This window comes from Faecalimonas hominis, from assembly GCF_054660755.1.
Map to the genome: position 1 here is coordinate 1 of NZ_BAAHSH010000009.1, position 25,372 is coordinate 25,372.

Sequence of the window (25,372 nt, forward strand, 5' to 3'; positions counted from 1 at the left end):
CTGGCGAGGGGCAGGAATTAGGACAATTCTGGGCGAAACTGAATGTCGGAAATGCAAAACTGCAAAAGACTTCCAATAATACCAGCATTACAGACGGTAACGGGAATTACTCTATTGCAGGTGCGACCTATGGTGTCTTTTCTGATAAGGACTGCACGAAACAGCTTGCCACCCTTACGACTGATGAAAATGGAAATACAGACGTTGCAGAAGTAAAAGCTGGCACAGTCTATATCAAGGAACTTTCTGCACCAGCAGGATATAAAGTGGATAAAACAGTTTATCCATTGACAATCAAAGCTGGCGAAACAGCAACCTTGAAAGTATCAGATACGCCAAAAGTAACGGACACGTTGATTGAGCTTTTCAAGATTGATATGGAAACACAGAAAGACAATCCGCAGGGAAACGCTTCTCTAGCAGGTGCAGAATTTACGTGGAAGTATTATGCTGGCTTCTATAATAAAGACAATCTCCCTGCCGAAGCTACTCGTACATGGGTTACAAAGACAATCGCTGAAACAAACAGCGACGGAACAACTCATTACATCACAAAATTAGCGGACACATACAAAGTATCTGGCGACAGCTTCTATATGCAAGACGGAAAAGCCGTTCTTCCACTTGGAACGCTAACCGTTGAAGAAACAAAAGCTCCAAACGGCTACTTGTTAGACGGTGCATATATGCAGGCTGGCGATAAGTCCGAACAGATAAAAGGCTTATACGGGTGCAGATGTGGACTGGTATGTAAAGGCAGAGGATATTGTGTTGAAGAATAAAGGCAACCAGAACGCAGGCAGTCCACAGAACCATACACCGCAGGGACAACCGAAAAAGTAACACCATTTTTTTATGTTTTTGTAAGGAAAATTGAATTTTACTTTATGGAGTCTAATATGTAAGCAATATATTTCTTCTAGTATGAGTTTGTAATATATTAGGGTGGTAATTGGAAAATTGTTAGATAAATGATGATAAAGCGTGTATTTCAATTAAGATTTACACGCTAAAATATCAAATAAGAATGTTAGCACAAATTTGAGAAGTATAAATTCTTCTTGACAAATCTGTAAAAGTGTTTAAAATGTACTTATACAAAAAGTACATTTTAAAATGAGGTGAGATATGGAAATTATTATTAGCAATAATGCTAATAAGCCTATATATGAACAGATAACTTCTCAAATTAAGGCAATGATAATGAGCGAAGAATTGACAGCCGGAGATAGTCTTCCCTCAATGAGAGCTTTGGCAAAGTCGCTTCATGTAAGTGTAATCACAGTTCAAAAGGCTTATGAAGATTTACAGCGTGATGGTTTTATTGAAACTACAATAGGCAGAGGCAGTTTTGTATCTGCTCAAAACAAAGAATTTTATCAAGAAGAACAACAACGCATAGCAGAAGAACATTTGCAAATTGCCGCAGAAATCGGACGTACAAACAATATTTCACTTTCTAAACTACAAGAATTACTAACACTTTTTTACATGGAGGATGAATAATATGGAGTATGCTTTAAAATTATCAAATGTCTGTAAAGAATATGACAGTTCAGAGTTTGCTTTAGATAATGTTACATTTGATTTGCCAACTGGTACAGTTATGGGCTTTGTGGGAGAAAATGGTGCAGGGAAAACAACAACAATCGGATGTATTTTAAATACTCTCAAAAAAGACAAAGGGTCGATAGAGATTTTTGGAAAAGAAATGAATGACAATGATATACATATCCGAGAAAATATAGGTGTAGTATATGACGGCGATAATTTTCCGAATTATCTGTCGGCAAAACAACTATCAAATATTATGGCAGGAATTTATAAACAATGGGATATTACTTTGTTTAATAAATATTTAGAAAAATTTTCCTTAAATAGTAATCAAAAAATTTCAAAATACTCTAAAGGTATGACAATGAAACTAGCAATCGCTGTTGCATTATCTCACCACCCGAACTTGCTTATTCTTGACGAAGCAACCAGCGGATTAGACCCTGTAATGCGTGAGGAAATATTAGACATTTTTTTAGAGTTTGTAGAAAATGAAAATCATTCAATACTTTTATCTTCTCATATTACTAGCGACTTAGAGAGAATTGCTGATTATATTACTTTTATCCATAAAGGCAAGATTATTCTTACTGAAACAAAAGATAAGCTCATTTACAATTATGCAATTTAGAGATGTTCTGATAAGAATTTTTTATCTTTGGATACAGAAGATATACTGGTTTATCGTAAAAGAGATTATCAGATAGATGTTTTGGTTTCTGATATTGAAAAAGCTAGAAGAAAATATCCAAAAATTATTATTGACCATACAACGATTGATGAAATTATGTTGTTGTTAGTAAAGGGGGAAAATTGATGAAAGGACTTTTGAAAAACAATTTTATAGGGGTAATTGAAAATCTAAAACTTTTATTCCCTCTTGCTATTATATTGGGAATTATTGTTTCAATCACGGGTAGTGCTTCCTTATTAAGTATTTATTCTCTATCTATTACACCGATACTTTTGTTATTGGTTGTTTTATGTATGAGAAAAGAAACTTTATCCAAATGGGATAAATACAAGATTTCATTGCCAGTTAGGAGAAACGATATTGTTAAAAGTTACTATATCATTCACTTGTGTTGGTGTATAGGTGGAATGGCAATCGTTACATTCTTCATGTTTCTTACAGTCATCATACACGGCAATCAGTATTTTTATTATGGCTTTCGAGATGCGGTTACACTTATTTTAGGCGGTGGTATCTTGGCGATTTTTATTGGTTCATTTTTTTATCCACTCCATTATTTTTTGGGCGTGGAAAAAATTGAAATTACTGCAATCATAAGTTTGGTTGTTTCTGTTGCTGTTATTGTTGGAATAAGTCTTTTAATAAATACATTTATTGCTGGAAATGTGTCTGATACAACATATTATATAAGTTTAATTGTAATTGCGATTATTACCAGCATTTCGTATGTATGCTCCTATTTATTATCGGCATTTATTTTTTCTTCAAAAGAATTTTGAATAGACTTTCTTTTGATTGAGGAGAATACTTTTAAGGGATATTGGATGTAGAATAATTTAATTAAATCAAAGAATTATTTAATAATAAAATACGTGTTACTTTTATAAATATCTTATGTCTTAGCTCATACAAACTATATATTTTGTGTGAGCTTTTTTCGTATTCGGAAAGGAGTGATTGCTTTATGCGTAAGATTTGGAACAAAGGACACCGTATCAGAGCCAGCGACAAGCACCTTGTCTATCATTTTTCCATAGGGACGCTTCTGTTTGTATTTGTGGCGGTTTTTTTGCTACTGAATATCAAACAGCTCATCTCCTTACCGAGAACGGCACAAGCCCAGTATGACGCAACCCAACATTTGCCACTTTCGCAGGCAAAAGCTGGGGACTTGGTCTTTTTCCATTCTACCTATAACGCTGGTTCGTATGTAACCCACGTCGGTATCTATGTGGGAAATAACCAGATGTACCATGCAGGCAATCCGATAGGATATGCAGACTTAAATAGTAGTTATTGGCAACAGCACTTAATCGGTGCAGGACGAGTAAAACAATAGAAAGGACTTGAAAAATATGTTTAAGAAGAATAAGAAACAGACAGAAACTATCAAAGAACCAAAAGAAAAAAAGGTGCGTACTGTCAAGGTAGGCACACATAAGAAAACCGTGATTGCGTTGTGGGTGGTGCTTATCGCAAGCGTGAGCTTTGGGGTGTATAAGAATTTTACCGCTATCGACCAGCACACGACCCATGAAAAAGAAATCATAGAGCTTCGCTTGCATGACACCAACGGGATTGAAAATTTCGTGAAGAATTTTGCAAAGTCCTATTACACATGGAATAACAGCAAAGAAGCGATTGAAGCAAGGACGCAGGCAATCAGCGGTTATCTGACAAAGGAATTGCAGGACTTGAATATAGATACCATTAGAACCGATATACCGACCAGCTCCACAGTTACAGATGTGATTGTATGGAGTATTGAACAGTCGGGAACGGACACTTTTTCTGCTACCTACGAAGTAGATCAGCAGATAAAAGAGGGAGAACAGACAACAGCGGTCAAGGCAACCTATACGGTAAAAGTCCATGTGGACGCTGACGGGGATATGGTAATTGTTCAGAACCCTACCCTTGCACCAGCAATCGAAAAATCAGACTATGAGCCTAAGACACCAGAAGCAGACACAAGCGTAGACGCTGATACTGTCAATGACGCTACCGCTTTTCTGGAAACATTCTTTAAGCTCTATCCAACAGCCACAGAAAAAGAACTTGCCTATTATGTATCTGGAAATGTGATTGAACCTATCGGCAGGGACTATCTTTATTCTGAACTGGTAAACTCTATCTTTACAAAGGACGGGGACAATGTAAAAGTTAAAGTAGCTGTGAAATTCCTTGATAATCAGACAAAGGCTACGCAGGTATCACAGTATGAGCTTGTACTACATAAGGATAGTAACTGGAAAATTGTAGGATAAATCACAAGAAGTAGTTTGCATGTCATAGAAATATGATTTGCAAACTACATTTTCATCGAATTATGTTCACAAATAGTTCTGAATACGCTAAAATAGTAATTCACGCAAAAACCGCAATATATATTAAAACTTGAAGAAAACTATTTATTATAATCTAAGCTGAAAGGAGGGTGCTGTAATGGTCAATAAGGTTGAAAACATTATAACGGTTATCAATTACATAGAAAACAATCTCACAGAAAAACTGAACTTATCCTCTATTGCGATGGGTGTTGGTTATTCAAAATATCATTTGCATAGAATGTTTGTCGAAACTGTTGGATTGTCTATACATGACTATGTACAACGCAGACAATTAACAGAGTCTGCAAAACTTTTAGTGTTTTCTGATAAATCTATTCTTGAAATTTCGCTTATTGCTGGTTATGAAAGTCAGCAGGCATTTACAAATATTTTTAAGCAGATGTATAAGAAAACGCCTAACGAATATCGAATGAACGAAGAATTTTATCCGTTACAGCTTAGATTTGATTTGATACAGACAGTTAAACAAAAATTATCACAACAAGAAATGGAAGAAAATATCAGATTTGCTACAACAACAGATATACCTGCCTGCCTAGAACTAGCTTATTTAGTAATAGACGGTTTTCCAAATTTGAACGAGAATGAATACTTAACAGAATTAGAAAGAGGTATTTTAGAGCAAAGAGTGTTGATTTTAACTGATAATACTATTGCTATTGCTTTGATGTCTATTAACTATCATACGGGAAGTATTGATTTCTTTGGAGTACACCCGTTATATCGTAAATGTGGTATTGCAAAATTATTTTTAGATAAGGTTATGAATGAACTTTTAGTTGATAAAGACATTTCTGTAACAACATTTCGTGAGGGCGACAAAGCTGATACGGGGTATCGTAAGACTTACAAAGAATTAGGCTTTGCAGAAGCAGAATTATTAGTTGAATTTGGTTATCCTACACAAAAATTAGTATTATTTTCAAAAAATGGGGGTAGTACAAATGAATAGTAATCCTCTCGCAAAAGATTTTAATACTGGGTCTTTATTAAAATTTGCTTTCCCGACCATATCCATGATGTTATTTATGGGGCTTTACACAATTGTAGATACCATATTTGTATCACGATTTGTCAATACAAATGCTTTATCAGCAATCAATATTGTTTGTCCTGTTATCAATTTAATAGTAGGATTGGGAACAATGATAGCTACGGGTGGTAGTGCCATAGTTGCAAGAAAAATGGGGGCAGGAGAACCCAAACGAGCAAAACAAGATTTTACACTACTTATTTTATTTGGTTTTATTTTGGGAGTAGTAATTTTCATTCTAGGAATTATCTTTATTGATGAAATTATATATGCTCTTGGAGCTGATAAGGTTTTATTTCCATATTGTAAAGACTATTTAACTATTATTTTACTGTTTACACCTGCAAGTATGTTGCAGGTACTATTTCAAAATTTATTTGTAACAGCAGGAAAACCAACTTTAGGACTTGTTCTTTCTGTAAGTGCTGGTGTAATGAATATCGTATTTGATTATCTTTTTATGGTTATATTTGACATGGGGATTGCTGGTGCAGGATTTGGAACTGGAATTGGTTATTTGATACCCGCAATTACGGGGCTAATTGTCTTTTGTAAAAAATCGGGAACATTGTCTTTTGTAAAACCTATTATAGACATTAAAGTACTTGGAGAAAGTTGTATAAATGGTTCATCAGAAATGGTTAGTCAGCTTTCAACGGCAATTACTACATTCTTTTTCAATCGCACAATGATGAATTTATTAGGTGTAAATGGTGTGGCTTCTATTACTATAATTATATATACACAATTTTTGCTTACAACATTATTTATTGGTTTTTCAATGGGGGTTGCCCCAGTCATTAGCTATAATTTTGGAGCAAACAATTATTATGGATTAAAGAAAATATATAAAATCTGTATTTCTTTCATTTTTGTAGGTTCATTATTTATTTTTGCGTTATCCTTTATAAATGGAAATACTTTGGTACGTTTATTTACTGGGACAAATGAAGCGGTATATAAAATTGCAATAAACGGGTTTATGATATTTGTATTTAGTTTTCTTTTTTCGGGTTTCAATATATTTTCATCAGCAATTTTTACTGCATTATCTAATGGTAAGCTATCTGCTTTGATTTCTTTTTTAAGAACATTTGGCTTTATAATGATAGGCTTGTTAATAATGCCACAGTTTATTGGAATAACAGGTGTATGGTTGGCTGTTCCCATTGCCGAAATATTAACACTATGTATTTCATTATATTTGAATTTTCGTCTTTGGCTTTCGTGGAATAATCAGAATAACAGCTATGAAAAAAATACAGAAAGGTTATTATGATAGGACTTAAAAAACGAGATATAAAAAAAGCATTGAAAGCTGGTGCAAGGGCGGGTGGTATGTCATTGGCTGATGTTCGGGCAAATATTGAAGCAACGATTGATGAAGCCATGAACAGCCCAGACCCAGAGGTGCAGGCAAATTTCAAAAAATATTTTGGTAATAAACGCCCTACCCCAGAAGAATATATTTACAAGATTACCAAAAAGACAAAGATTTGAAAAAAGGCTTGCTCCATACATTTTGTATGATCTGCAAGCCTTAATCTATTTCAGAGGAAATTTAACAGTAAAGGTAGCACCGCCACCAACAGTATCATTAATAGTGATAGTACCGTTCAGCATTTGGGTTAATTCTTTGGCGATACTTAGTCCCAGTCCAAAATTCGCTTTGTTAGCATGGGACTTGTCGCCACTATAAAATCGGTCAAAGATATACTGCTTATCTTCATCAGAAATGCCTTGCCCGTGGTCTACCACAGAAAAAGCAATATTCTTTTCGGTGGCGATTACTTCTATCTCTATCAAAGAATTATTCTTGGAATGTTGAATGGCATTATCCATAAAGATACACAAGATTTGAAATAATCGGTCTTTGTCGGTAAGCATGGCAGGATAACTTTCCTCGGATAAATGCAGTTTTAGTTCTAAATTCTGCTTCATGCAGACGGGTTCGTATGTTTCATATAACGTAATGAGCAAGGTATCTACATTGATTGTACTTTTATGCAATGTCCATGTTTTAGCGTCGGAAGAAGCCAGAAGCAACATATCTTTGACTAAACGGGATAACCGCATACATTCAAAATCTATGGTCTGTAAGGCTTGCTTTGCCTGCTCGTTTAAGGAAACATCATCAAGAAGCATATCCGTGTTGGAAATCATAACAGCTAGTGGAGATTTTAATTCATGGGAAGCTGTTGCAACAAAATCTTTTTGGCTTTGCAATATTCGTTCTGTTGGGGCAAAAGACTTTTTCAGCAGATAACGGGTTAGTATGATAACAACGATACAAGCCAAAAGCCAGATAAGAAGATATATCGGTAATGTCTTTTGTAAAATATCCGTTAAGTTGGCTGTCTGATAAAAAAAAGTCCCATGATATACGGTATCATTTGCTGTCATAATTGTAGCAGGAATAACAAAATAAGTATCGTGATGTTTTCCTTTTATTTCCAGAAAACCGCCTTGTGAAGTTGTGGTGCTTTCTGTTTGTGATAATAGCTGTGTAGAAATCTGTTTTTCTACATCATGCAACAGCTTGTCCGCAGAAGTTGGAAATGGAAAATCACTTTGATAAATGGTATTCCCTTTTGTATCGCTAATCAAGGAAAAAATATGATAACTTTCTTCGTAGGCTTTGAGTGCTTTATCCATATCCGAAGAAGCACTTTCCACTTGATAAATCAGCAAGGTTGTTAATCTTTGAAACAAGGTACTTTCGTTGATTTTCTCCGTATAAACCGTATTCGCAACAACAAAGAAAATCACAAGGGTAATAATCAGCATAACAGAACTTGCAAACAGAATATGAAGTTTTCGGTATAAGTTATTTAACATGTTTCTTTCTCCAGTTTGTACCCTGCACCGTAGACCGTTGTTATTTTACAGGAACTTTTTAACTCCTTTAGACGTTTTCGCAGAAAAGAAATGTAGCTGTCTACATTGCCAGTTTCTACTTCGGAAGAACTACCCCAGATTTTAAGGATTAGCTGTTCACGGGAAAATAGTGTTTCTGGGTTCTGCATAAATACAAAAGTCAACTCGGTTTCTTTTGAAGTTAATAAAAGAGAGTTATTTGGTGTGGATAAGGTTCTGCTGTCTTTATCGAAAGTTAAATCTCCATATTGTAATTTGGGAGATAATTGGATATTGGCAGGTCGCCTTGTCAACGCCCGAACCCTTGCAAGCAATTCTTTGATATGAAATGGTTTTACTAAGTAATCATCAGCACCACCGTCTAAACCCTCAACCCGATTATCAAGGGTACTCATGGCAGTAATGATAAGGATAGGGATAGATATTCCTTTTTTACGCATAGATTTTATGATTGTTAAACCGTCAATAATCGGTAACATACGGTCTACAATGGCAAGGTCATAAGCATAGTCTGTATTTAAGGCATACAGCATAGCAGTTTCCCCGTCATTGCAACAATCAACCATATAGTTTTCTTTTTCCAGCGAAATTTTTATATTTTTACATAACTCTAAATCATCTTCCAGAAGAAGTATTTTCATAATGTATCAATCCTTTTCTATATATCATCTTGGACATTAGCAGTCCAAGAAGCTTTAATTATAGACAGTATAACAGAAAAGTCTGTAAAAATCCTCTAAAAAATGATGATGATTTTCTTGCTTTTTTACAGGATTTTTAGAATGGTTTGCTTTTACAATAGTGGCATATCGAATAAGAAAGGTGGAATACAAAATGAAAAAAACAAACATCAGTAAATTTGTAGCAGTTGGATTATGTATCTGTGCATTGACGGGGTGTGGTGCAAGTCCAGATGAGAAGCCAGATATGTCTAATCCTATTGTCAATTCTAATACGAATGAAGAAAATGCAAATGGCTCTTCAGAAAATAAAGAAAACGACATATTAGAGTCTGCTAATTTGATAGGAAGTGTTTTGGAATTTACAGACAATGGTTGTTCCGTAAGTCAAGCAAAAGAAATTGAGGGGGGAGCAGGGATAAAATCAGAAGCACCGGGACTGGAAAATAAAGACAATGCTGTTTCTGTAACCTATAACCCAGATTGTGAATTTGTCATTGCCACAGTAAGTGCCCACTCTGGTGTTACGAATGTAACGACGGGTTCTATCTCCGATGTAAAGAAACAATCAAATGTATATCTCTATGGAGAGTTTGCAGACACAAATCATTTCAATGCAACAAAGGTTGTCATAGCCCATTGGGAATAGAGGTGTGAAGTATGAAGTTTTATCAACTTGGTTTTCGCTATTTACAGCGAAAAAAAGGGAAAACCATTCTTCTGTTGATTGTTTTGATACTTGTAAACAGTATGATTTTAGGTACAAGCATGATTTTAAGGACTACAAATGAGTCCAAACAAGCCATGCAGGAAAAGACAAACTCTAAGATTGTGGTTGAAATTACAAGTAAGGACAGCAAGATAACAGAGAATGAAGTAAACAAGATTGAAACGCTAGAAGATGTTTCGTCTATCAACCGCATTGGTAGACAAGAGGTATTTCCGAATAATTTTGCTCCCGTTACGCTCAATACTTCTACGAATGAGGAAAATTTGAAAATAGCACTGCTTTCCTATGATGATTTGGAAAAGGACAGCCCTTTTTCAGAAATGCAGTACCGCTTAGCTTCTGGCGATTATATCAAGCGTGAGAAAAAGGGTGCTGTTATCAATGCGAACCTTGCAAATCAAAATGAGCTAAAAGTTGGAGATACGATTGAATTAAGTACAGAAAACGGAACAAAAGTATCTGTTCAGATTATTGGAATTTTCATGTCCGCAGGAAATGCGGAAAAAGACCAGCCGTCAGAAACTACCGCAGTCAATCGAATAGAAAATCAAATCTTTATTGACAACAGTACTTATAAAGAATTGTTCAAAGAAGCTGAATTTGAAAAAATCTGCATTTACTCAAAAAGACCAGAAAAATTAGATGTGCTGGAAACCAGCCTGCAAAAAATATTCGGAAATGATGTAGCACTTAGCACGTCTGATACCCTTTATCAACAGATGTCTGCTCCATTAGAGCAAATCAGTAAGGTGGCAAATCTTATGCTGGTACTTACATTGGTAACTGGTACTGTTGTTGTTTCCCTGCTGTTATGTATGTGGATGCGGACAAGGCAAAAAGAGGTGGCAATCTTTATGAGCCTCGGCAAGACAAAAAGTGAAATTTTCCTGCAAACTTTATTAGAAGCAGGCAGTGTATTTACACTTTCGGTTTTAGGAGCAACAGCCATTGGTAAATTGTTCTCGGGCGTTTTGCAAAACGTCATTACCGGTTCAGAAACAGTAACAGAAAATCTGAAAGTGGTTTTGCAGATACAAGATATTGGAATGTTGTTCCTTTTAGGCGGTGCAGTTATTTTGGTGGCATTGTGCTGTTCCATTCTTCCGATATTACGAGCAAACCCAAAAGATATATTAGCAAAAATGGAGGGATAGTACATGAATTTTTTTGGATTGGCAAGGCGTTCTGTGTTCAGAAAGCCCGTAAAAAGTATTCTCTTATTGTTGATTGTTTTTGCAATCAGTACCTTGCTTCTTGCAGGTGTGGCGAGCAAAAATGCCAGTATTGAGGTGCAGGACAAAACCAGACAAGCCATAGGTGCAGGCTTTCTTTTAGAAAGAAATGCAGAGTACCGAACAAAGCGAGTTCGTGAATACTCAGAAAAGATTGGTAATGATAAGGAAGGTAGTTTTGGTGGCTACCATCAGGAAAAAGAGATTATCAATGGTGTGGAGACTTGGACAGGCTGGACAACAAATGAATTTGAAAGCTTAGATATAAAAGACATTGAGAAATTGGCAAAAGCAAAAGGAATTGCTGATTACAATATTACAACAGTAACAACTCCCGTAAACCCTGTAAATTTCAAAAGGATTGAAGATAAAGATGTAGACCAGAATGCAGATGTTGGCGGTGTAAGTTTAATTGGAAACAAAGATATGAAACTAGACAGAAATGTTTTATCTGGAAACCTGCATATCAAAGAGGGACGAATGATAACCCCAGAGGATAAAGATATGTGTGTCATTTCAGAGGAACTGGCAAAGCAAAATAATCTGAAAATCGGCGATAAGATTTCTTTTAATGATTACCACGATACTGAAAATTCAAAGGTATCAGAAGCTGAGATTGTTGGAATTTATCAAGTGGATCAAAAGATGTCCCCACTTATGCAGGGAGATACTTACCGTTCGGAAAATGTAATATTTACAGATTTGAGATTTCCAGAAAAGGCAGAGGGTGAAACAAGTCCATTATATGAAAGAGCCTATTTCAAAGTGGAAGATGTGGAAGCTTACGACGAAGTAAAAGAAAATCTGCAAAAAGTAGACATCAATTGGGAGCAATATGATTTGATTGACAATAACGGAAATTCCGAAACCATGTCCTCAAACTTCAATGATTTAGCAAAAGTAAGCGAAATGATGATATTGGTAATCTCTGTTGCAAGTTTTGTTATCCTTGTTTTAGTATTTCTGTTCTGGCTGAAAAATCGAGTGCAGGAAGTCGGTATTTTCTTATCTCTCGGTGTTCCGAAATTTAGAATTATCGGACAAATTTGGAGCGAAGCGATTATGATTACTGTTCTTTCCCTTATGTTATCCTTTGCTGTCGCTCCTGCTGTTTCCAAAGTAACGGCAAATTATCTGGTATCACAGCAGGTTCAGCAAATGCAAGAGGAAGAAAAGAATAATGAGGGAAAAGTATCCACAGAATACGTTGCACCAAAGCAGGACGTGCAGAGTATCAGCGTAGAGGTTACACCAGAAATGTATCTGTTGGACGGTGTAAGTGTTCTTGTGTTGATAACGGCTTCTGTTCTGGTATCTGGAATTGTAATACTAAAGAGAAACCCGAAAGATATTTTATCGGAAATGAGTTAGGAGGACGACGAAAATGTTAGAAGTAAAGAATGTAAGCTATGCTTACAAAACAAAAAAAGATAAAACCATTTTGAATAATGTATCTGCTACTTTCGAGGAGGGTATCTTTTATACCATTATCGGTCCGAGTGGTGCAGGAAAAACAACACTCTTATCGTTGTTAGCAGGCTTAGATACAGCAGTAAAAGGGACTGTCCTTTGCAATGGCGAGGATATTACAAAAAAAGGGCTGAATTACCACAGAAAGCATAATATCTCATTGGTATTTCAAAATTATAATCTGATTGATTATTTGACAACGGTTGAAAATGTCAAATTAGGTGGTAGTGGAAATGCTGAAAAATTATTGGAAGAAGTCGGTATTGGAAAAGAATACTGGCAGAGAAATGTATTGCAACTATCTGGCGGACAGCAACAGCGTGTAGCGATTGCAAGAGCATTAGCCAGCGACGCTCATGTACTTTTGGCAGATGAACCGACGGGAAATCTTGATGAAACTACCGCTGATGAAATCATTGCTTTGCTGAAAAAGACTGCACATGAATTAGGAAAATGTGTTGTTGTGGTTACACACAGTAAGCATTTGGCAGAAGAAGCCGACGAAATCTTAGAAATTAAAAACGGTGCAATTTCTTTTCTGTCTGAATAAACAAGAATAGTGCCGTAAAGGAGCTGTCATTATGGAATATTTTAGATATACCTCGACACAATCAATTTGACCCTAACGGCATTGTTATAAGAACTAAATACAATACAGTTTCAAAGGCTCGTACAGACTATATGTTTTGTGCGGGCTTTTTTCATGCCAGAAAAAAATTTTTTAAGTTTTTTTTGATTTTGGTTACGCTGTACCCCACTTTCAACGCGGTATATATGAAAAGGGGCAGACACCTCTTTTCGACTAGCGAAAGGAGGTGAGGAAAATAAAACCGTCAGAACTACAAGAAAAAACCTGTCATCAATTCGATTGTGCTATTAAAACAGTTATACGTCATAGAGCGATTGACTTCTATCGAGCGATACGTCGTTCAGAGAAAAAAGAAATGCCATTCGCCGAAATTATGGACGACCTCTTAAATTCCATAGGCACAGAAGATACATATTCTACGGATTATGTTGCAGTATTTGAAGTCTGTGGCGAAAAAGTGTCAATCGAAGATGAACAACTGGCTCGTGCATTGAAAGCTATTGAAGAACGAAAGCGTAATATCGTTTTACAGTATTTTTTCATTGGGGACACGGACACTTATATTGGAAAAATGCTTGACTGTTCCAGAGCTAATGTAACAAAATGCAGAATACAAGCACTCGACAAGCTAAAGCAACTGATTGAGGAGGAAAAAGAGAAATGCCAAAAGAGCTGACACCGACTTTCACGGTTATTTCCAAAGCATGCGACGGCGACGAAACAGCTATTTCAAAAATCTTGGAGTTTTACGACCCATTTATCAATCAGTGCTGTATGCGTCCGTTTTACGATGATAACAACAACTTGCGTCTTGCGGTAGATTTGGAAATGAAAGGTTTTATCAAAGAAGCGATTATTCGTAAAATCTTAAACTTTGATATTAAACGCTTCTAATTCATATCGGGATTGATTATGCCCGTCTGGTCTTTGACAACTGAATAAAGCAGACAGATACGTTTGTGAGATAGCAAGCCACGGGGACTGTACGCCATGACCTTTCCAAAAGAAAGCGAGCGACCCATGCAGTGATCCGAGAGCGACCGTTGGAAAAGTCGCTTTGCCACGACCTATCCTCACAGAATAATGATACGTCCGCATGGTGCGGTTCTGCCCACAGGAATGGGAATGGTTGAGATACCAACGGAGCTTTCCAAAGCCGTCTGCCTGCTTGTAAAAAATGACACACAGTAAAGGGGGTGCATAGATTATGAACAATACTGATGTGCCTATCTGGGAAAAATATACTCTGACGATTGAAGAAGCGTCTAAATACTTCCGCATTGGCGAAAAGAAATTGCGTAAATTAGCCGAAGAAAATATTGACGCTGGCTGGGTTATCGTGAACGGTAATCGTATTCAGATTAAGCGAAAACAATTTGAAAAAATCATAGATACATTGGACGAAATCTAATGTCATTGAGCCGTAGATATGGTATAATAAGGTATAGCGTATCACGGCTCATTCCATGACGGAAAGGAGCTTTACACTATGTCTAATGTAAAACGAAAAGACAGTAAAAATCGCAATTTGCGTAATGGAGAGAGCCAGCGAAAAGACGGAAGATACGTTTATAAATATACCGATATATACGGAAAGCCACAATTTATCTATTCTTGGAAACTTGTACCGACAGACAAGACACCTGCTGGAAAGCGTGATGATATTTCATTGAGGGAAAAAGAAGCACAGATAAAAAAAGACCTTAACGACGGTATCGACACAGTCGGCGGTAAAATGACAGTCTGCCAGCTCTACGACAAGAAGAACAGCCAAAGAAAGAACATCAAGAGGGCTACTGAAAAAGGACGACAGTATCTTATGAACGCTCTGAAAAATGACCCATTGGGTATGAGGGCGATTGATACTGTTAAGCAGTCGGACGCTAAAGAATGGGCTATCAGAATGAGTGAAAAAGGATATTCCTATAAAACGATTGATAACTATAAGCGTTCCTTGAAAGCTTCATTTTACATGGCGATACAAGACGACTGTATCAGAAAGAACCCATTTGACTTTAAGCTAAGTGATGTTCTGGAAGATGATACGGAGCAGAAAGTTATCCTTACACCAGAGCAGGAAGAACGCCTGCTTGCCTTTATGGAAAAGGACAAGATTTACAGCAAGTATTATGATGAGGTTGTGCTTCTGCTGGAAACGGGACTTCGTATTTCTGAATTCTGCGGATTGACGACGCATATTGATATGCAGAACAGAATACTCAATATAGACCACCAGCTATTGAAAGATAGCGAAATGGGCTACTATATTGAAACACCAAAGACCAAAAACGGAAAACGGGAACTTCCATTGACAGAACGGGCTTATCAAGCAATCCAAAGAATACTAAAGAACAGAGGAAAAGCACAACCGCTGATTGTAGGTGGTTACAGCAATTTTCTATTCTTAAACCGTGAGGGCTTGCCTAAAGTTGCAGGAAACTATGAGGGCATGGTGCGAGGACTAATTAAAAAGTATAACAAGTATCACACGGATAAGTTACCGAACATCACACCACATTCATTCAGACATACTTATTGTACGAATATGGCAAATAGAGGAATGAACCCAAACACCCTGCAATATCTCATGGGACACGCTAACATAACTATGACACTTGGTTATTACGCACACGGTACATTTCAATCTGCAAAAGAAGAACTGGAAAGACTGGCTTGTTAATATCGGAGCTTATATTTACTACTCATTTACTACTTTTGGTTGCATTTTCATGCTGGTAAATGCCAGCTTATGCAAGGTATCTTCCAAAAAGAAAATACCGATAAAGCCCTAAAATACGGGATATATCGGCATTTACCAACTTATGAAAAGATAATCAGAAATTTAGTAAGTTTTTTTAGATAAACATATAATACAGTAGATAAAGTGTGAAGGGAAGAAGAATAATGGATTATAAATTACCTTATTATATGGCATACCCAATGCCTTTTGAATATGATGATGAAAGAAAAGAAAGACAGGATATGGAATACATGAAAAGTTTATATCCGAATGCGGTAAAAAGAATACTTCCGTTTGTGGAAGATGAATGTGAGAGAATGGAATATGAAGGAAGTATGATTTATGACGAGTATCCTGATATGCTTGGAATCCGCCTGATGTGCAACAGAATTTGTGAGCGGGTGGAGGCAATGGATAGAAGGGACGATATCGAAGATGAATTGGAAATGCAGCAGAACAGATGGAACAACAGAAGGGATATCAGAGATATAGTGGAAGTTTTGCTTTTAAATGAGTTGATGAAAAGAAGAAATGAACATAGAAGAAGACGAAGAAGATTTTATTAATATGGACGATTAATATACAGTGTGATAGAATAAACAAAGAAAGACAGTGATCGAGGGGGAGTTATGGAGATTACTGTCGAATTTCTTTTTTCTTTCATCTTGAAAAATATTTTACAAATAAAGATTTTGTGTTATAATAAAAACATACTATGCTTAAAATTAGAACAGAACTAGATGAGAAGAAAATTAACATAGAAACAGGAATAAATAACCAATAATCGAGGTGCAATATGGAGCAGTATATTATAAAGGGAGGAACACCGCTGGTTGGGGAGGTACAAATCGGTGGTGCTAAGAATGCAGCGCTTGCAATACTTGCGGCTGCAATAATGACAGATGAGACAGTAACAATAGATAATTTACCTGATGTAAACGATATTAACGTATTGTTGGAGGCAATGTCGGGAATCGGCGCTGCAATCCAAAGAGTTGACCGTCATACGGTGAAAATCAATGGAAGCGGTGTAAGAGATTTCAGCATTGAATATGATTATATTAAGAAAATTCGTGCGTCCTATTATCTTTTAGGCGCGTTACTTGGCAAATATAATAAGGCGGAAGTAGCCCTTCCGGGCGGCTGTAATATTGGAAGCAGACCGATAGATCAGCATTTGAAAGGATTTAAGGCAATTGGAGCAGAGGTTGTTATCGAACATGGTAAGATTATTGCTGAAGCGGAACAGTTAAAGGGAACACATCTCTACTTTGACGTTGTAAGCGTAGGAGCGACAATCAATGTGATGATGGCGGCAGCGATGGCTGAGGGAACAACAATTATGGAAAATGTGGCGAAAGAGCCTCACGTAGTAGATGTTGCAAACTTCCTGAACAGCATGGGTGCGAATATCAGAGGTGCGGGAACAGATGTAATTAAAATCAAAGGAGTTCCGAAACTTCATAAGACAGAATATTCCATTATTCCGGATCAGATTGAAGCGGGTACATTTATGATGGCGGCGGCAGCAACACAGGGTGATGTCACGGTTATGAACGTTATTCCGAAACATTTGGAGGCGACTACGGCGAAATTAGTTGAGATTGGCTGTGAAGTGGAAGAGTTTGATGATGCCGTTCGTGTTGTCTCTAAGGGAAGATTGACACATACACAGGTGAAGACGTTGCCATATCCGGGATTTCCTACAGATATGCAGCCACAGATGGGTGTGACATTGGCATTATGTTCAGGGACAAGTACGATTACAGAGAGCATTTTTGAAAATCGTTTTAAATATTTAGATGAACTTGCGAGAATGGGCGCAAATATTAAAGTAGAAGGTAATTCGGCGACAATTGAAGGTGTAGAGAAATTCTCGGGAGCAAGAGTGAGTGCACCGGATTTAAGAGCGGGAGCGGCGCTTTGTATAGCAGGACTTGCAGCGGAAGGAATTACAATTGTAGACGATATTGTTTACATTCAAAGAGGATATGAAAGATTTGAGGAGAAATTAAGAAGTCTTGGCGGTGTAATTGAAAGAGTTGCAAGTGAAAAAGAAATTCAAAAATTCAAATTTAAAGTAGGTTAGAAAGTTAGGGAGATACTTCATAGTATCTTCCTTTTGTTATTATGCACAAAAAATATGCGGAGTATAAAATAAAATTGGTTTTTTTATCGAATATATGCTATAATGAAGAAAATATTGCGAAAGTGAGAAAAATAATGAAAAGAAAAAAAATTTGGCTCAAATTAGGTGTTTTAGTATCGATAATAAGCATTTCGATTTCAACTGTACCTTATCAAAAACAGGTGCAGGCAAAGACAGAATATGTATATGCACAGAAGAAAGAAACTCAAAAAGTCTCTGCAAAGGAATATAATACAATTGCATTAGACTTTGTTACTTCATTAAAACCTGAAGATTTTCAAACTTGGGATCAGTCACTTGGCGAGATGACGGAGAAAGAGGCGGCTGAAATCAAAACATTTTTGGAAACAACAGTTATCAAAGATGAGAAAGACGATTACCGGAAAGCAAAGAAAATTTATGAATGGATTATGAAAAATATTCGCTATGCAAGACCGCAGGATCAAAATGTAGGATTGCGACCATATGAAGTGTTTCAGTATAAAGTGGCTGTCTGCGGAGGGTACTCAAACCTTTATAAAGCGATGCTGAACCTTGCGGGAATTCCGGCAATCTTAGTTACAGGAGATACAACATCGGGAGCGCATGCGTGGAATATGGTCTATACTGACGGAAAATGGTTTTTCTCAGATAGTACATGGGGAACTTCCGATCCCAAAAACTTTGATTATGGGTTAGAAGAATTTTCTAAAAGCCATACATCCGTTGATTTACAAGGAGTATCTGCTGTTGATGAGAATGGAGTTATTTTAGGATTTCATAAAGGACTTGCAGTTTTGGGGATAACAGGAGGAGAGAAGACGATTACTGTTCCGGAGAAGTTCAATGGAATGGATGTGACCTCTGTCTCTGAGTCAGTATTCTCAAGCAAATATGGAATGGAACATCTTGTTGTAACAGAAAAAGTAAATAATATAGAAGATGTAAATCAGTCAACGACATTGAAAAGTATAACTGTGGCTAAGGAAAATCAAAACTATACATCTAAAGACGGAGTGTTATTTACAAAAGATTTGTCTAAAATTTTAATTTATCCATATCAGAAAGAGGATATAAGTTTTGTTATTCCAAAAGAAGTGCAGCACTATGATGAGAAAGAAACTTTTCAAAATCCATATGTAAAGGAACTTTTGGTGGAAGAAGGAAATACAAAATTTTCTTCTTATGATGGAGCAGTTTATAATACGGATCAAACTATACTGTTTACAGTTCCGGAAGGAAAAGAAAAAATTTATGTGGCAGGGACAGTAAAACTGGATAATATTGCTTTGAATGGAAAGAAAAATTTAAAAGAAATTGTGTTAGAAGATGGTATTACAAATATTCCTTCGTATGCATTGAATGGTTGTGGTAGTCTTACTAAAATTTATATCCCGAAATCTGTAGAAGAGATTATGCAGGACTCTTTTACAGGAGTAAATATGGGAGGACTTACAATTCTCGGTGAGAAAGGAAGCGCAGCAGAAAAATTTGCGAAGGAACATCAAATTCGATTTATAGATGTCAGAGAAATTGAAATTAAGATAGAAGAAACAAAAGAGTTAATTCAGAAAGCAAAAGAATATGACGACTCTTCCGTATATACAGAAAAAAGTATAAAAGTACTTCGTGATGCGATTAATGTAGCGGAACAGATAGTAGAACAGAGTGATGTGACGGTTGAACAGTTGAATAAGGCAATTGAAAATCTGAACAGTGCTATCACAAACATGGAGAAGATAAAAGAAGAGCCGGAAGAACCGGTTGTTCCTGAAGCGGTAATTGCCAAGAAGAAAGAGGCAAAAGAATTGGTTGTGAAAGCAAAAGCATATGATAATCCGGAAATATACACAGAGGCGAGCGTGAAAGAACTTCGCAGAGCAGTGCACAGTTTGGAAGAATTGCTTGCAAAAGATAATGTGACAGTGGAAGAGTTGGAAGAGGCAATGGGTAATTTGAATTCTGTTATTTTGGGGATGAAAAAACAGGAAGAATCGAATAAACCTGAAAATCCTGAAGAACCAAATAGTCCAAATCATCCAAATCATCCTTCTAAAGAAGAAACAGTGAAACCAAACAACTCGGAAGTGCCAAAGACATCAGATGTATCAACACCGGTAATGGCAGGTTTAGGAGCAATGCTTAGTATGGCGGTTATTGCATTTTTGGAGAGAAGAAGGAAATAACCAAAAGGATATGTTTGAAAGTGGGGAAAGAAAATGAAAAAGAAAAGAGTTATGGCATTATTGCTTGCAGCCACGCTGACAATGGGAAATCTATCATCTATTAGCATGGTGCAGGCAGCGAGTGAAGAAGTTACACAAGTACAGGAAGTTGCAGAAAAACGAGGAGTAGAAACAAACCTTGCACTAAACCGTCCCGCAAGAGCATCAAAGTATTTAGAGGCGACAGATGGAAATCCTGCAAGATTACCGAATCTTGCATTTGACGGAAAAGGAGATAATACAACAACCGATGGATTGAATAGCCGCTGGCAGAGTGGAGATGATGATACATTTACAGAACAGTGGATAGAAGTGGATTTAGGAAATTCGGCAAAAGTATCCGATGTGACAGTGAAATTTTTTGCAAAATTATATGGAAGTTTTGTTATTGAAACTTCAGACAATAATGGAAGTAATGCGAAGTGGACAGAAGTTGGAAAGTTAGATATTCCTTCAGGTAACGATGCAAATATTACAAGAAAAGTAGATTTGACGAAAAATGGACAGCCTACAGAAGTTTCAAGATATATTCGTCTTCGTTTTACTTCTGCTAATCAGAATGCGGCGAAAAGAAGTATCGGTGTTTATGAATGTGAAGTGCATGGAGAATTAGATAGTCCTGATAAACCGAATACAGTGACGGGAAATATTGCCAGAGGGAAAAAAGTAACTGCATCAGGTGTAGAGGCAGAAGCGCCACAGTTTAAACCGGAATTGGCTGTAGATGGAGATAAAACAACAGATACATCAAGGTGGTCTGCACCGAAAATGAAAAATGGAACAACTGCGAACCAAAATCAGACAATGCAATGGTTTGAAATTAACCTTGGAAATGAAGTGACAGATATTACAAGTATTGATTTAACGTTCTTTAAAAAAGTATTTGCAACAGATTTTGTGATTAAGACAAAAGAGAATAAAAATGATGCTTGGGGAGAGCCTGTCGCAACGTTTAAATGTGACCCTTCAAGTGATGCAAAAGATGAGAATAAAAAGGTAAGCATTACAGATGTAAAAAATCTGAAGAAATATGTGCGTTTTGAATTTAATAAAGTAAATACAAATGCAGGCGGAAACAGCGTTTCTGTGCGTGAAATTGAAATCAACGGAACGCAGGTGCAGGTGCCTTACGAACCTGAATCCGCACAGGAAGTTATGGATTCCGTAAAAGGTCTGGATAAGATTACGGCAGACATGGCAGAAGTGCCTCTTCCGTCAGTGCCGGAGGGATATGAAATTCGTGTAGTGGGAAGTGAATTTCCACAGGTTATCACTGATGAAGGAAAGATTACGGATTATAACATTTACGATTATAACAATATGGAAATCATGTTGGAGGTTGTAAATAAAGAAGACGAAAACGATAAGGCACAGAAAACATTTCAGGTATCCGTGCCGAAAAAGACACAGAAACATACGGACCTTTTCCCGCAGGTAGAAAGACCGAATGCAGAGCCGAAAGTCATTCCGAGTATTCAGGAATGGTACGGCTATAATGGTGATGTAAAATTAGGAAAAGATTCCCGCATTATTGTAAAAGATAACGGAAATGTAAATGCAGAAAAAGTTGCAAAACAGTTCCAAAAAGATATGAAAGAAATCACGGGAATGGAACTGGAGATTGTCAGCGGACAGAGCGGGGACGCAAATGATATTGTCATTGAATCACTGAAAAAAGACATATATTCTCTCGGAGACGAAGGGTATTTATTGCAGGCAGATGACAAGGGAATTCATATTACTGCAAACGGATATAACGGTTGTCTGTACGGTGCGATGACGTTGGAACAGGTATTCTACACACAAAAAGGCGAATTTATTTTCCCGAAAGGTGTGGCGAGAGATTTTTCAAAATATGAAGTGCGTGGTGTTATGATTGATATTGCTAGAACACCATACCGTATGGATGCGTTGGAAGATATTGTAAAAGCATTGTCATTCTATAAAATTAATGAAGTGCAATTCCACTTGAATGATAACCGTCATGTGCCGGGAGATAAAGATAGGGATAAATATGAGCATTGGAAAGATGTGGAGGGTATGTTCCGTCTGGAAAGTGATACATTTCCAGGGTTAGAAACAACTCCGAAAAAAGATGAGTATTATAATGAAGTGTATGGAGGCGCTCCACAATATTCAAAAGAGGAATATAAAAATCTGCAGAAAATGGCTATGGATTATGGGATTAACCCGATTTCCGAGATTGATGCACCGGGACATTCACTCCTTTTTACAAAATATGTGAAGAACAATTTGGATGAACTCAAGAAAAAGGTTCCGGGAATTACAACAAACATTAATGCAGATAAAGACTGGGAACTTTTGGCGATGACAGGTCCGAAAAAGGATTCTGCATTTGCATTTATGGATGCATTGTTTGATGAATATTTAGATGAAAATGTATTTTTAGGAGATACAGTAAATATCGGTGCGGATGAATACTGGAACGTTACGAATGAAGAAAGAAAGGGTGTACAGGAATATATCCGACAGACAGCGGACAATGTTAAAAAGCATAACAAAAAAGTGCGTATGTGGGGTTCAACAAAACAATTTTTTGCAAATCAAGAAGATAAAGCAAAGGAATATAACGATATTGAAATTGATTTTTGGTCAAACTCTTGGGAAAATGCACAGAATCGAATTAAACAAGGATACAAAGTTGTAAATGTAGACTCTTTCCACTTATACGGAAATCCGGGTCGAGATAAAAGAGATGTGGTTAATGTAGAACATATTTTTAACAATTGGAATCCAACCATCATGACGGGAAGTAATGACGTAAAAAAATCTGAACCAAATCTTCTCGGTGCCAAAACTGCTCTTTGGGCAGACATTAGTGATATGGGGGTTACGGAAAGAGATAATTTTGAACGTATTTTACGTCAGGCAGCCATACTCAGTGAAAAAACGTGGGGTGGAACAGATGTAACACAAACATTTGAAGATTATAGTTTTAAATATGAAAGATTACAACAGGGACCGGGTGTGTCTTTAGGGGGAGATATAAAGAGCGAAACAGGACTTGTTTTAGACTATGATTTCGAGAATGTAAAAGACGGAAAAGTGTATGATGTCAGTGGAAATGCTTATAATGGGAAAATTACAGGAGCAAAAGTAGAAAAAGAAGACGGAAAAACATGGTTAAAATTAGATGGAAGGGGAAAAGTAGAAACAGGATTGCGTTCGGTAGATTATCCGTATACAGTGCAGTTTGATTTGAAACTTCCGAAAGATGCAGCAGATCAAAAGGATATTTGTCTTTTTGATGGAAGAGATGGACGCCTGACTGTAAAAGAAAATGGAAATTTAGGATTAAATCGTTCTTACTTCAATCAGGACTTTGGATTTAAACTTCCAAAAGGGGAAGATGTACAGTTGACGGTTGTAGGCACACAACAGGTAACGAAGTTATATGTAAATGGAAAGTTTTCTAAGGCGTTACTGAGAACTTCCAACTCGGAAACAGATTATGAACATCTTCTTTCTACATTTGTATTCCCTCTTTCTACAATCGGGGAAGGACTAAATGGTAAAATTGCAGATATTAAAGTGTATAACAAAGCATTGTCACCTGAGAAGATTGATGAGATTTCTAAAGGAAATATAGTAAAAGAATTAAACGTATCGCAGGCAACAGTAGCTGCAGGAACAGCACAGCATAAAGGAGATACAAACCAAGACGTAGACTGGAAAAAACTACGTGTGGGTTGGAAAGCGATTGACGGTGATGGAAATACATTAGACGGGAAGCATGATACAACAGTTAGTGAAAAAGATTCTTATTTTGAAGGTGCTTATGCAGATAGTTCTTTTGCAGTGGATATGTTAAAAGAACAACAGATAAGTAAACTTGTATTGCAATGGGACAGAGCACCTCAGAGTTTCAAGATTCAAACATCAATAGACGGAACAACGTGGACAGATGTGAAGATGCTTACAGGAGAGAGTGTAAATACAATTGTATTTGAAATGCCGTTAAACACACGTTATCTGAAGATGCAGGGAGTAAGTCTTCGTAATAATGAAACATTTAAGTTAAGAGAGTTTGAGGCATATGAGTCTGTAGACAAAATAGAGTTGGGCAAACTGGTAAAGGATGCAGAGAAAAAACTCGCAGAACTTGGTGTGACATTTGCTGACAGAAAAGGCTATGATGCTTTGGTTGAGGCATATGCGGAAGGAAAATCTTTATATAAAAATGCTCTTGCAGAACAAGAAAATGTAAAGGCAGCAGAAGAATTATTGGCAGATGCTTTGACAAATATTCCTGAAAAAGAAGAAAAAGTAACAGTTACATTTGATGTCGATGGAGAAGAAACATCAGTAGAACTGGAAAAAGGTAAGGTGTTAGGTGACAATTTGCCGGAAAATCCAGTAAAAGAAGGATTTACATTCAAAGGCTGGAATACGGAAAAAGACGGTACAGGGGTAGAAGTGACGGCAGACACGGTTGCCGGAGAAAATATGACAGTGTATGCAGTATTTGAAAAAAAATCTGAACCAACTGATCCAGAAAATCCAGATAAGCCAGATCAGGAAAATCCAGATAAGCCAGATCTGGAAACCCCAAATAAGCCGGATGCGGAAAAACCGGTCAAACCAGACCAAAATAAACCTTCAGGAGAGAAACCGACAGTGAAACCGGATGAACAGAAGCCTGTTAAAACAGGAGATACACAGTCACCGGTATGGTATTTGGGACTTATGGCGGCAGCAGGCGCTGTTGTAATTAGCAGAAGAAAGAAAAAAGAAGATTAACATTCTTCTCAAAATACAGGTTGACGTAACCTGTAACTAGTGTTATGATAGTCAGCGTAACAAACATATGTATTATATAGAAACTTTCTCTTATTCAGAGTGGTGGAGGTAAAAGGACTGATGAAGCCACGGCAACCCCTTGTCACGGACAGGAAGGTGCCAACCTGAGCGAGTAATCGAACAATAAGAGGATTGATTTATGAAAATATAAACAGTCCACTTTTGTGGGCTGTTTTTTGCGGAAAACCGTGAAAAATACGGTACTCTGTGAAGAAATCCCGAAAAGAGAAAGTAAGAAAAGAAAGGAA

General features: G+C 36.8%; 20 protein-coding genes, 4 pseudogenes and 1 riboswitch. Of the genes and pseudogenes, 22 read left to right on the top strand and 2 right to left on the bottom strand.

Features of this window, described 5'->3' with window-relative positions; genetic code table 11:
• The 10 genes and pseudogenes from ACYQ35_RS01375 to ACYQ35_RS01420 all read left to right on the top strand — a co-directional run.
• Positions 1–728: pseudogene (locus ACYQ35_RS01375) on the top strand (MSCRAMM family protein); the annotation flags it as partial.
• Positions 718–843 (top strand): annotated as a pseudogene (locus tag ACYQ35_RS01380) (YdcP family protein); the annotation flags it as partial. The pseudogenes ACYQ35_RS01375 and ACYQ35_RS01380, both read left to right, overlap by 11 nt.
• A 285-nt stretch (positions 844–1,128) precedes the next feature.
• A complete protein-coding gene (locus tag ACYQ35_RS01385) occupies positions 1,129–1,506 on the top strand; it encodes a GntR family transcriptional regulator (protein ID WP_117636866.1) in 378 nt (125 codons plus the stop codon).
• 1 nt (position 1,507) lies between these two features.
• Positions 1,508–2,371: pseudogene (locus tag ACYQ35_RS01390) on the top strand (ABC transporter ATP-binding protein).
• Positions 2,371–3,027 (top strand): ABC-2 transporter permease, encoded by a 657-nt coding sequence (locus ACYQ35_RS01395; RefSeq protein ID WP_117636864.1) that lies wholly within the window; start codon positions 2,371–2,373, stop codon positions 3,025–3,027. Before ACYQ35_RS01390 ends, ACYQ35_RS01395 begins: the two are co-directional and overlap by 1 nt.
• Before the next feature lie 314 nt (positions 3,028–3,341).
• Positions 3,342–3,587: pseudogene (locus ACYQ35_RS01400) on the top strand (C40 family peptidase); the annotation flags it as partial.
• A 16-nt stretch (positions 3,588–3,603) separates the two neighbouring features.
• Complete coding sequence (locus ACYQ35_RS01405; protein WP_118437790.1) at positions 3,604–4,515, top strand: conjugal transfer protein; 912 nt, start codon at positions 3,604–3,606, stop codon at positions 4,513–4,515.
• 178 nt (positions 4,516–4,693) lie between these two features.
• Positions 4,694–5,551 (top strand): GNAT family N-acetyltransferase, encoded by an 858-nt coding sequence (locus tag ACYQ35_RS01410; RefSeq protein WP_009264279.1) that lies wholly within the window; start codon positions 4,694–4,696, stop codon positions 5,549–5,551.
• The gene (locus tag ACYQ35_RS01415; protein WP_117636798.1) at positions 5,544–6,911 is read left to right on the top strand and encodes an MATE family efflux transporter; all 1,368 of its coding nucleotides are present in this window, start codon (positions 5,544–5,546) and stop codon (positions 6,909–6,911) included. The genes ACYQ35_RS01410 and ACYQ35_RS01415 overlap by 8 nt, the downstream gene beginning before the upstream one ends.
• On the top strand, positions 6,908–7,132 hold the full coding sequence (locus tag ACYQ35_RS01420) for a hypothetical protein (RefSeq protein ID WP_117636799.1): 225 nt from the start codon (positions 6,908–6,910) through the stop codon (positions 7,130–7,132). The genes ACYQ35_RS01415 and ACYQ35_RS01420 overlap by 4 nt, the downstream gene beginning before the upstream one ends.
• Before the next feature lie 45 nt (positions 7,133–7,177).
• On the opposite strand, the gene ACYQ35_RS01425 is transcribed toward ACYQ35_RS01420, so the two are convergent.
• Together ACYQ35_RS01425 and ACYQ35_RS01430 are read right to left on the bottom strand one after the other, a co-directional pair.
• Complete coding sequence (locus ACYQ35_RS01425; RefSeq protein ID WP_074034324.1) at positions 7,178–8,470, bottom strand: sensor histidine kinase; 1,293 nt, start codon at positions 8,468–8,470, stop codon at positions 7,178–7,180.
• The gene (locus ACYQ35_RS01430; protein WP_117580019.1) at positions 8,464–9,150 is read right to left on the bottom strand and encodes a response regulator transcription factor; all 687 of its coding nucleotides are present in this window, start codon (positions 9,148–9,150) and stop codon (positions 8,464–8,466) included. The genes ACYQ35_RS01425 and ACYQ35_RS01430 overlap by 7 nt, the downstream gene beginning before the upstream one ends.
• Before the next feature lie 193 nt (positions 9,151–9,343).
• Between ACYQ35_RS01430 and ACYQ35_RS01435 the strand changes: the two genes are divergently transcribed.
• From ACYQ35_RS01435 to ACYQ35_RS01490, 12 genes are all read left to right on the top strand, one after another.
• Entirely contained in the window at positions 9,344–9,838 is a 495-nt protein-coding gene (locus ACYQ35_RS01435) for a chitinase (protein WP_118437789.1), read from the top strand.
• Between the two features lie 11 nt (positions 9,839–9,849).
• Positions 9,850–11,073 carry an ABC transporter permease gene (locus tag ACYQ35_RS01440; protein WP_021423052.1) on the top strand — a complete coding sequence of 408 codons (1,224 nt, stop codon included), beginning with the start codon at positions 9,850–9,852 and terminating at the stop codon, positions 11,071–11,073.
• A gap of 3 nt (positions 11,074–11,076) precedes the next feature.
• Entirely contained in the window at positions 11,077–12,522 is a 1,446-nt protein-coding gene (locus ACYQ35_RS01445) for an ABC transporter permease (protein ID WP_021423053.1), read from the top strand.
• Between the two features lie 13 nt (positions 12,523–12,535).
• Positions 12,536–13,171 carry an ABC transporter ATP-binding protein gene (locus ACYQ35_RS01450; RefSeq protein ID WP_021423054.1) on the top strand — a complete coding sequence of 212 codons (636 nt, stop codon included), beginning with the start codon at positions 12,536–12,538 and terminating at the stop codon, positions 13,169–13,171.
• A gap of 394 nt (positions 13,172–13,565) precedes the next feature.
• The gene (locus tag ACYQ35_RS01455; RefSeq protein WP_231300504.1) at positions 13,566–13,886 is read left to right on the top strand and encodes a sigma-70 family RNA polymerase sigma factor; all 321 of its coding nucleotides are present in this window, start codon (positions 13,566–13,568) and stop codon (positions 13,884–13,886) included.
• The gene (locus ACYQ35_RS01460; protein ID WP_032509628.1) at positions 13,871–14,104 is read left to right on the top strand and encodes a helix-turn-helix domain-containing protein; all 234 of its coding nucleotides are present in this window, start codon (positions 13,871–13,873) and stop codon (positions 14,102–14,104) included. The genes ACYQ35_RS01455 and ACYQ35_RS01460 overlap by 16 nt, the downstream gene beginning before the upstream one ends.
• Before the next feature lie 313 nt (positions 14,105–14,417).
• Positions 14,418–14,621, top strand: coding sequence for an excisionase (locus ACYQ35_RS01465; RefSeq protein WP_004613735.1), 204 nt, complete (start codon positions 14,418–14,420; stop codon positions 14,619–14,621).
• 78 nt (positions 14,622–14,699) lie between these two features.
• Positions 14,700–15,890 carry a tyrosine-type recombinase/integrase gene (locus ACYQ35_RS01470; protein WP_117636801.1) on the top strand — a complete coding sequence of 397 codons (1,191 nt, stop codon included), beginning with the start codon at positions 14,700–14,702 and terminating at the stop codon, positions 15,888–15,890.
• Positions 15,891–16,114: 224 nt separating this feature from the next.
• Positions 16,115–16,516 carry a hypothetical protein gene (locus ACYQ35_RS01475; RefSeq protein ID WP_459829419.1) on the top strand — a complete coding sequence of 134 codons (402 nt, stop codon included), beginning with the start codon at positions 16,115–16,117 and terminating at the stop codon, positions 16,514–16,516.
• Positions 16,517–16,746: 230 nt separating this feature from the next.
• Positions 16,747–18,039, top strand: a complete 1,293-nt coding sequence (locus ACYQ35_RS01480) for a UDP-N-acetylglucosamine 1-carboxyvinyltransferase (protein ID WP_459829422.1) — start codon at positions 16,747–16,749, stop codon at positions 18,037–18,039.
• A 134-nt stretch (positions 18,040–18,173) separates the two neighbouring features.
• Positions 18,174–20,264 carry a transglutaminase domain-containing protein gene (locus ACYQ35_RS01485; protein ID WP_459829425.1) on the top strand — a complete coding sequence of 697 codons (2,091 nt, stop codon included), beginning with the start codon at positions 18,174–18,176 and terminating at the stop codon, positions 20,262–20,264.
• Between the two features lie 33 nt (positions 20,265–20,297).
• On the top strand, positions 20,298–25,064 hold the full coding sequence (locus ACYQ35_RS01490; protein WP_459829428.1) for a discoidin domain-containing protein: 4,767 nt from the start codon (positions 20,298–20,300) through the stop codon (positions 25,062–25,064).
• An 87-nt stretch (positions 25,065–25,151) separates the two neighbouring features.
• Positions 25,152–25,254: riboswitch (SAM riboswitch) on the top strand.
• Positions 25,255–25,372: the final 118 nt, after the last annotated feature.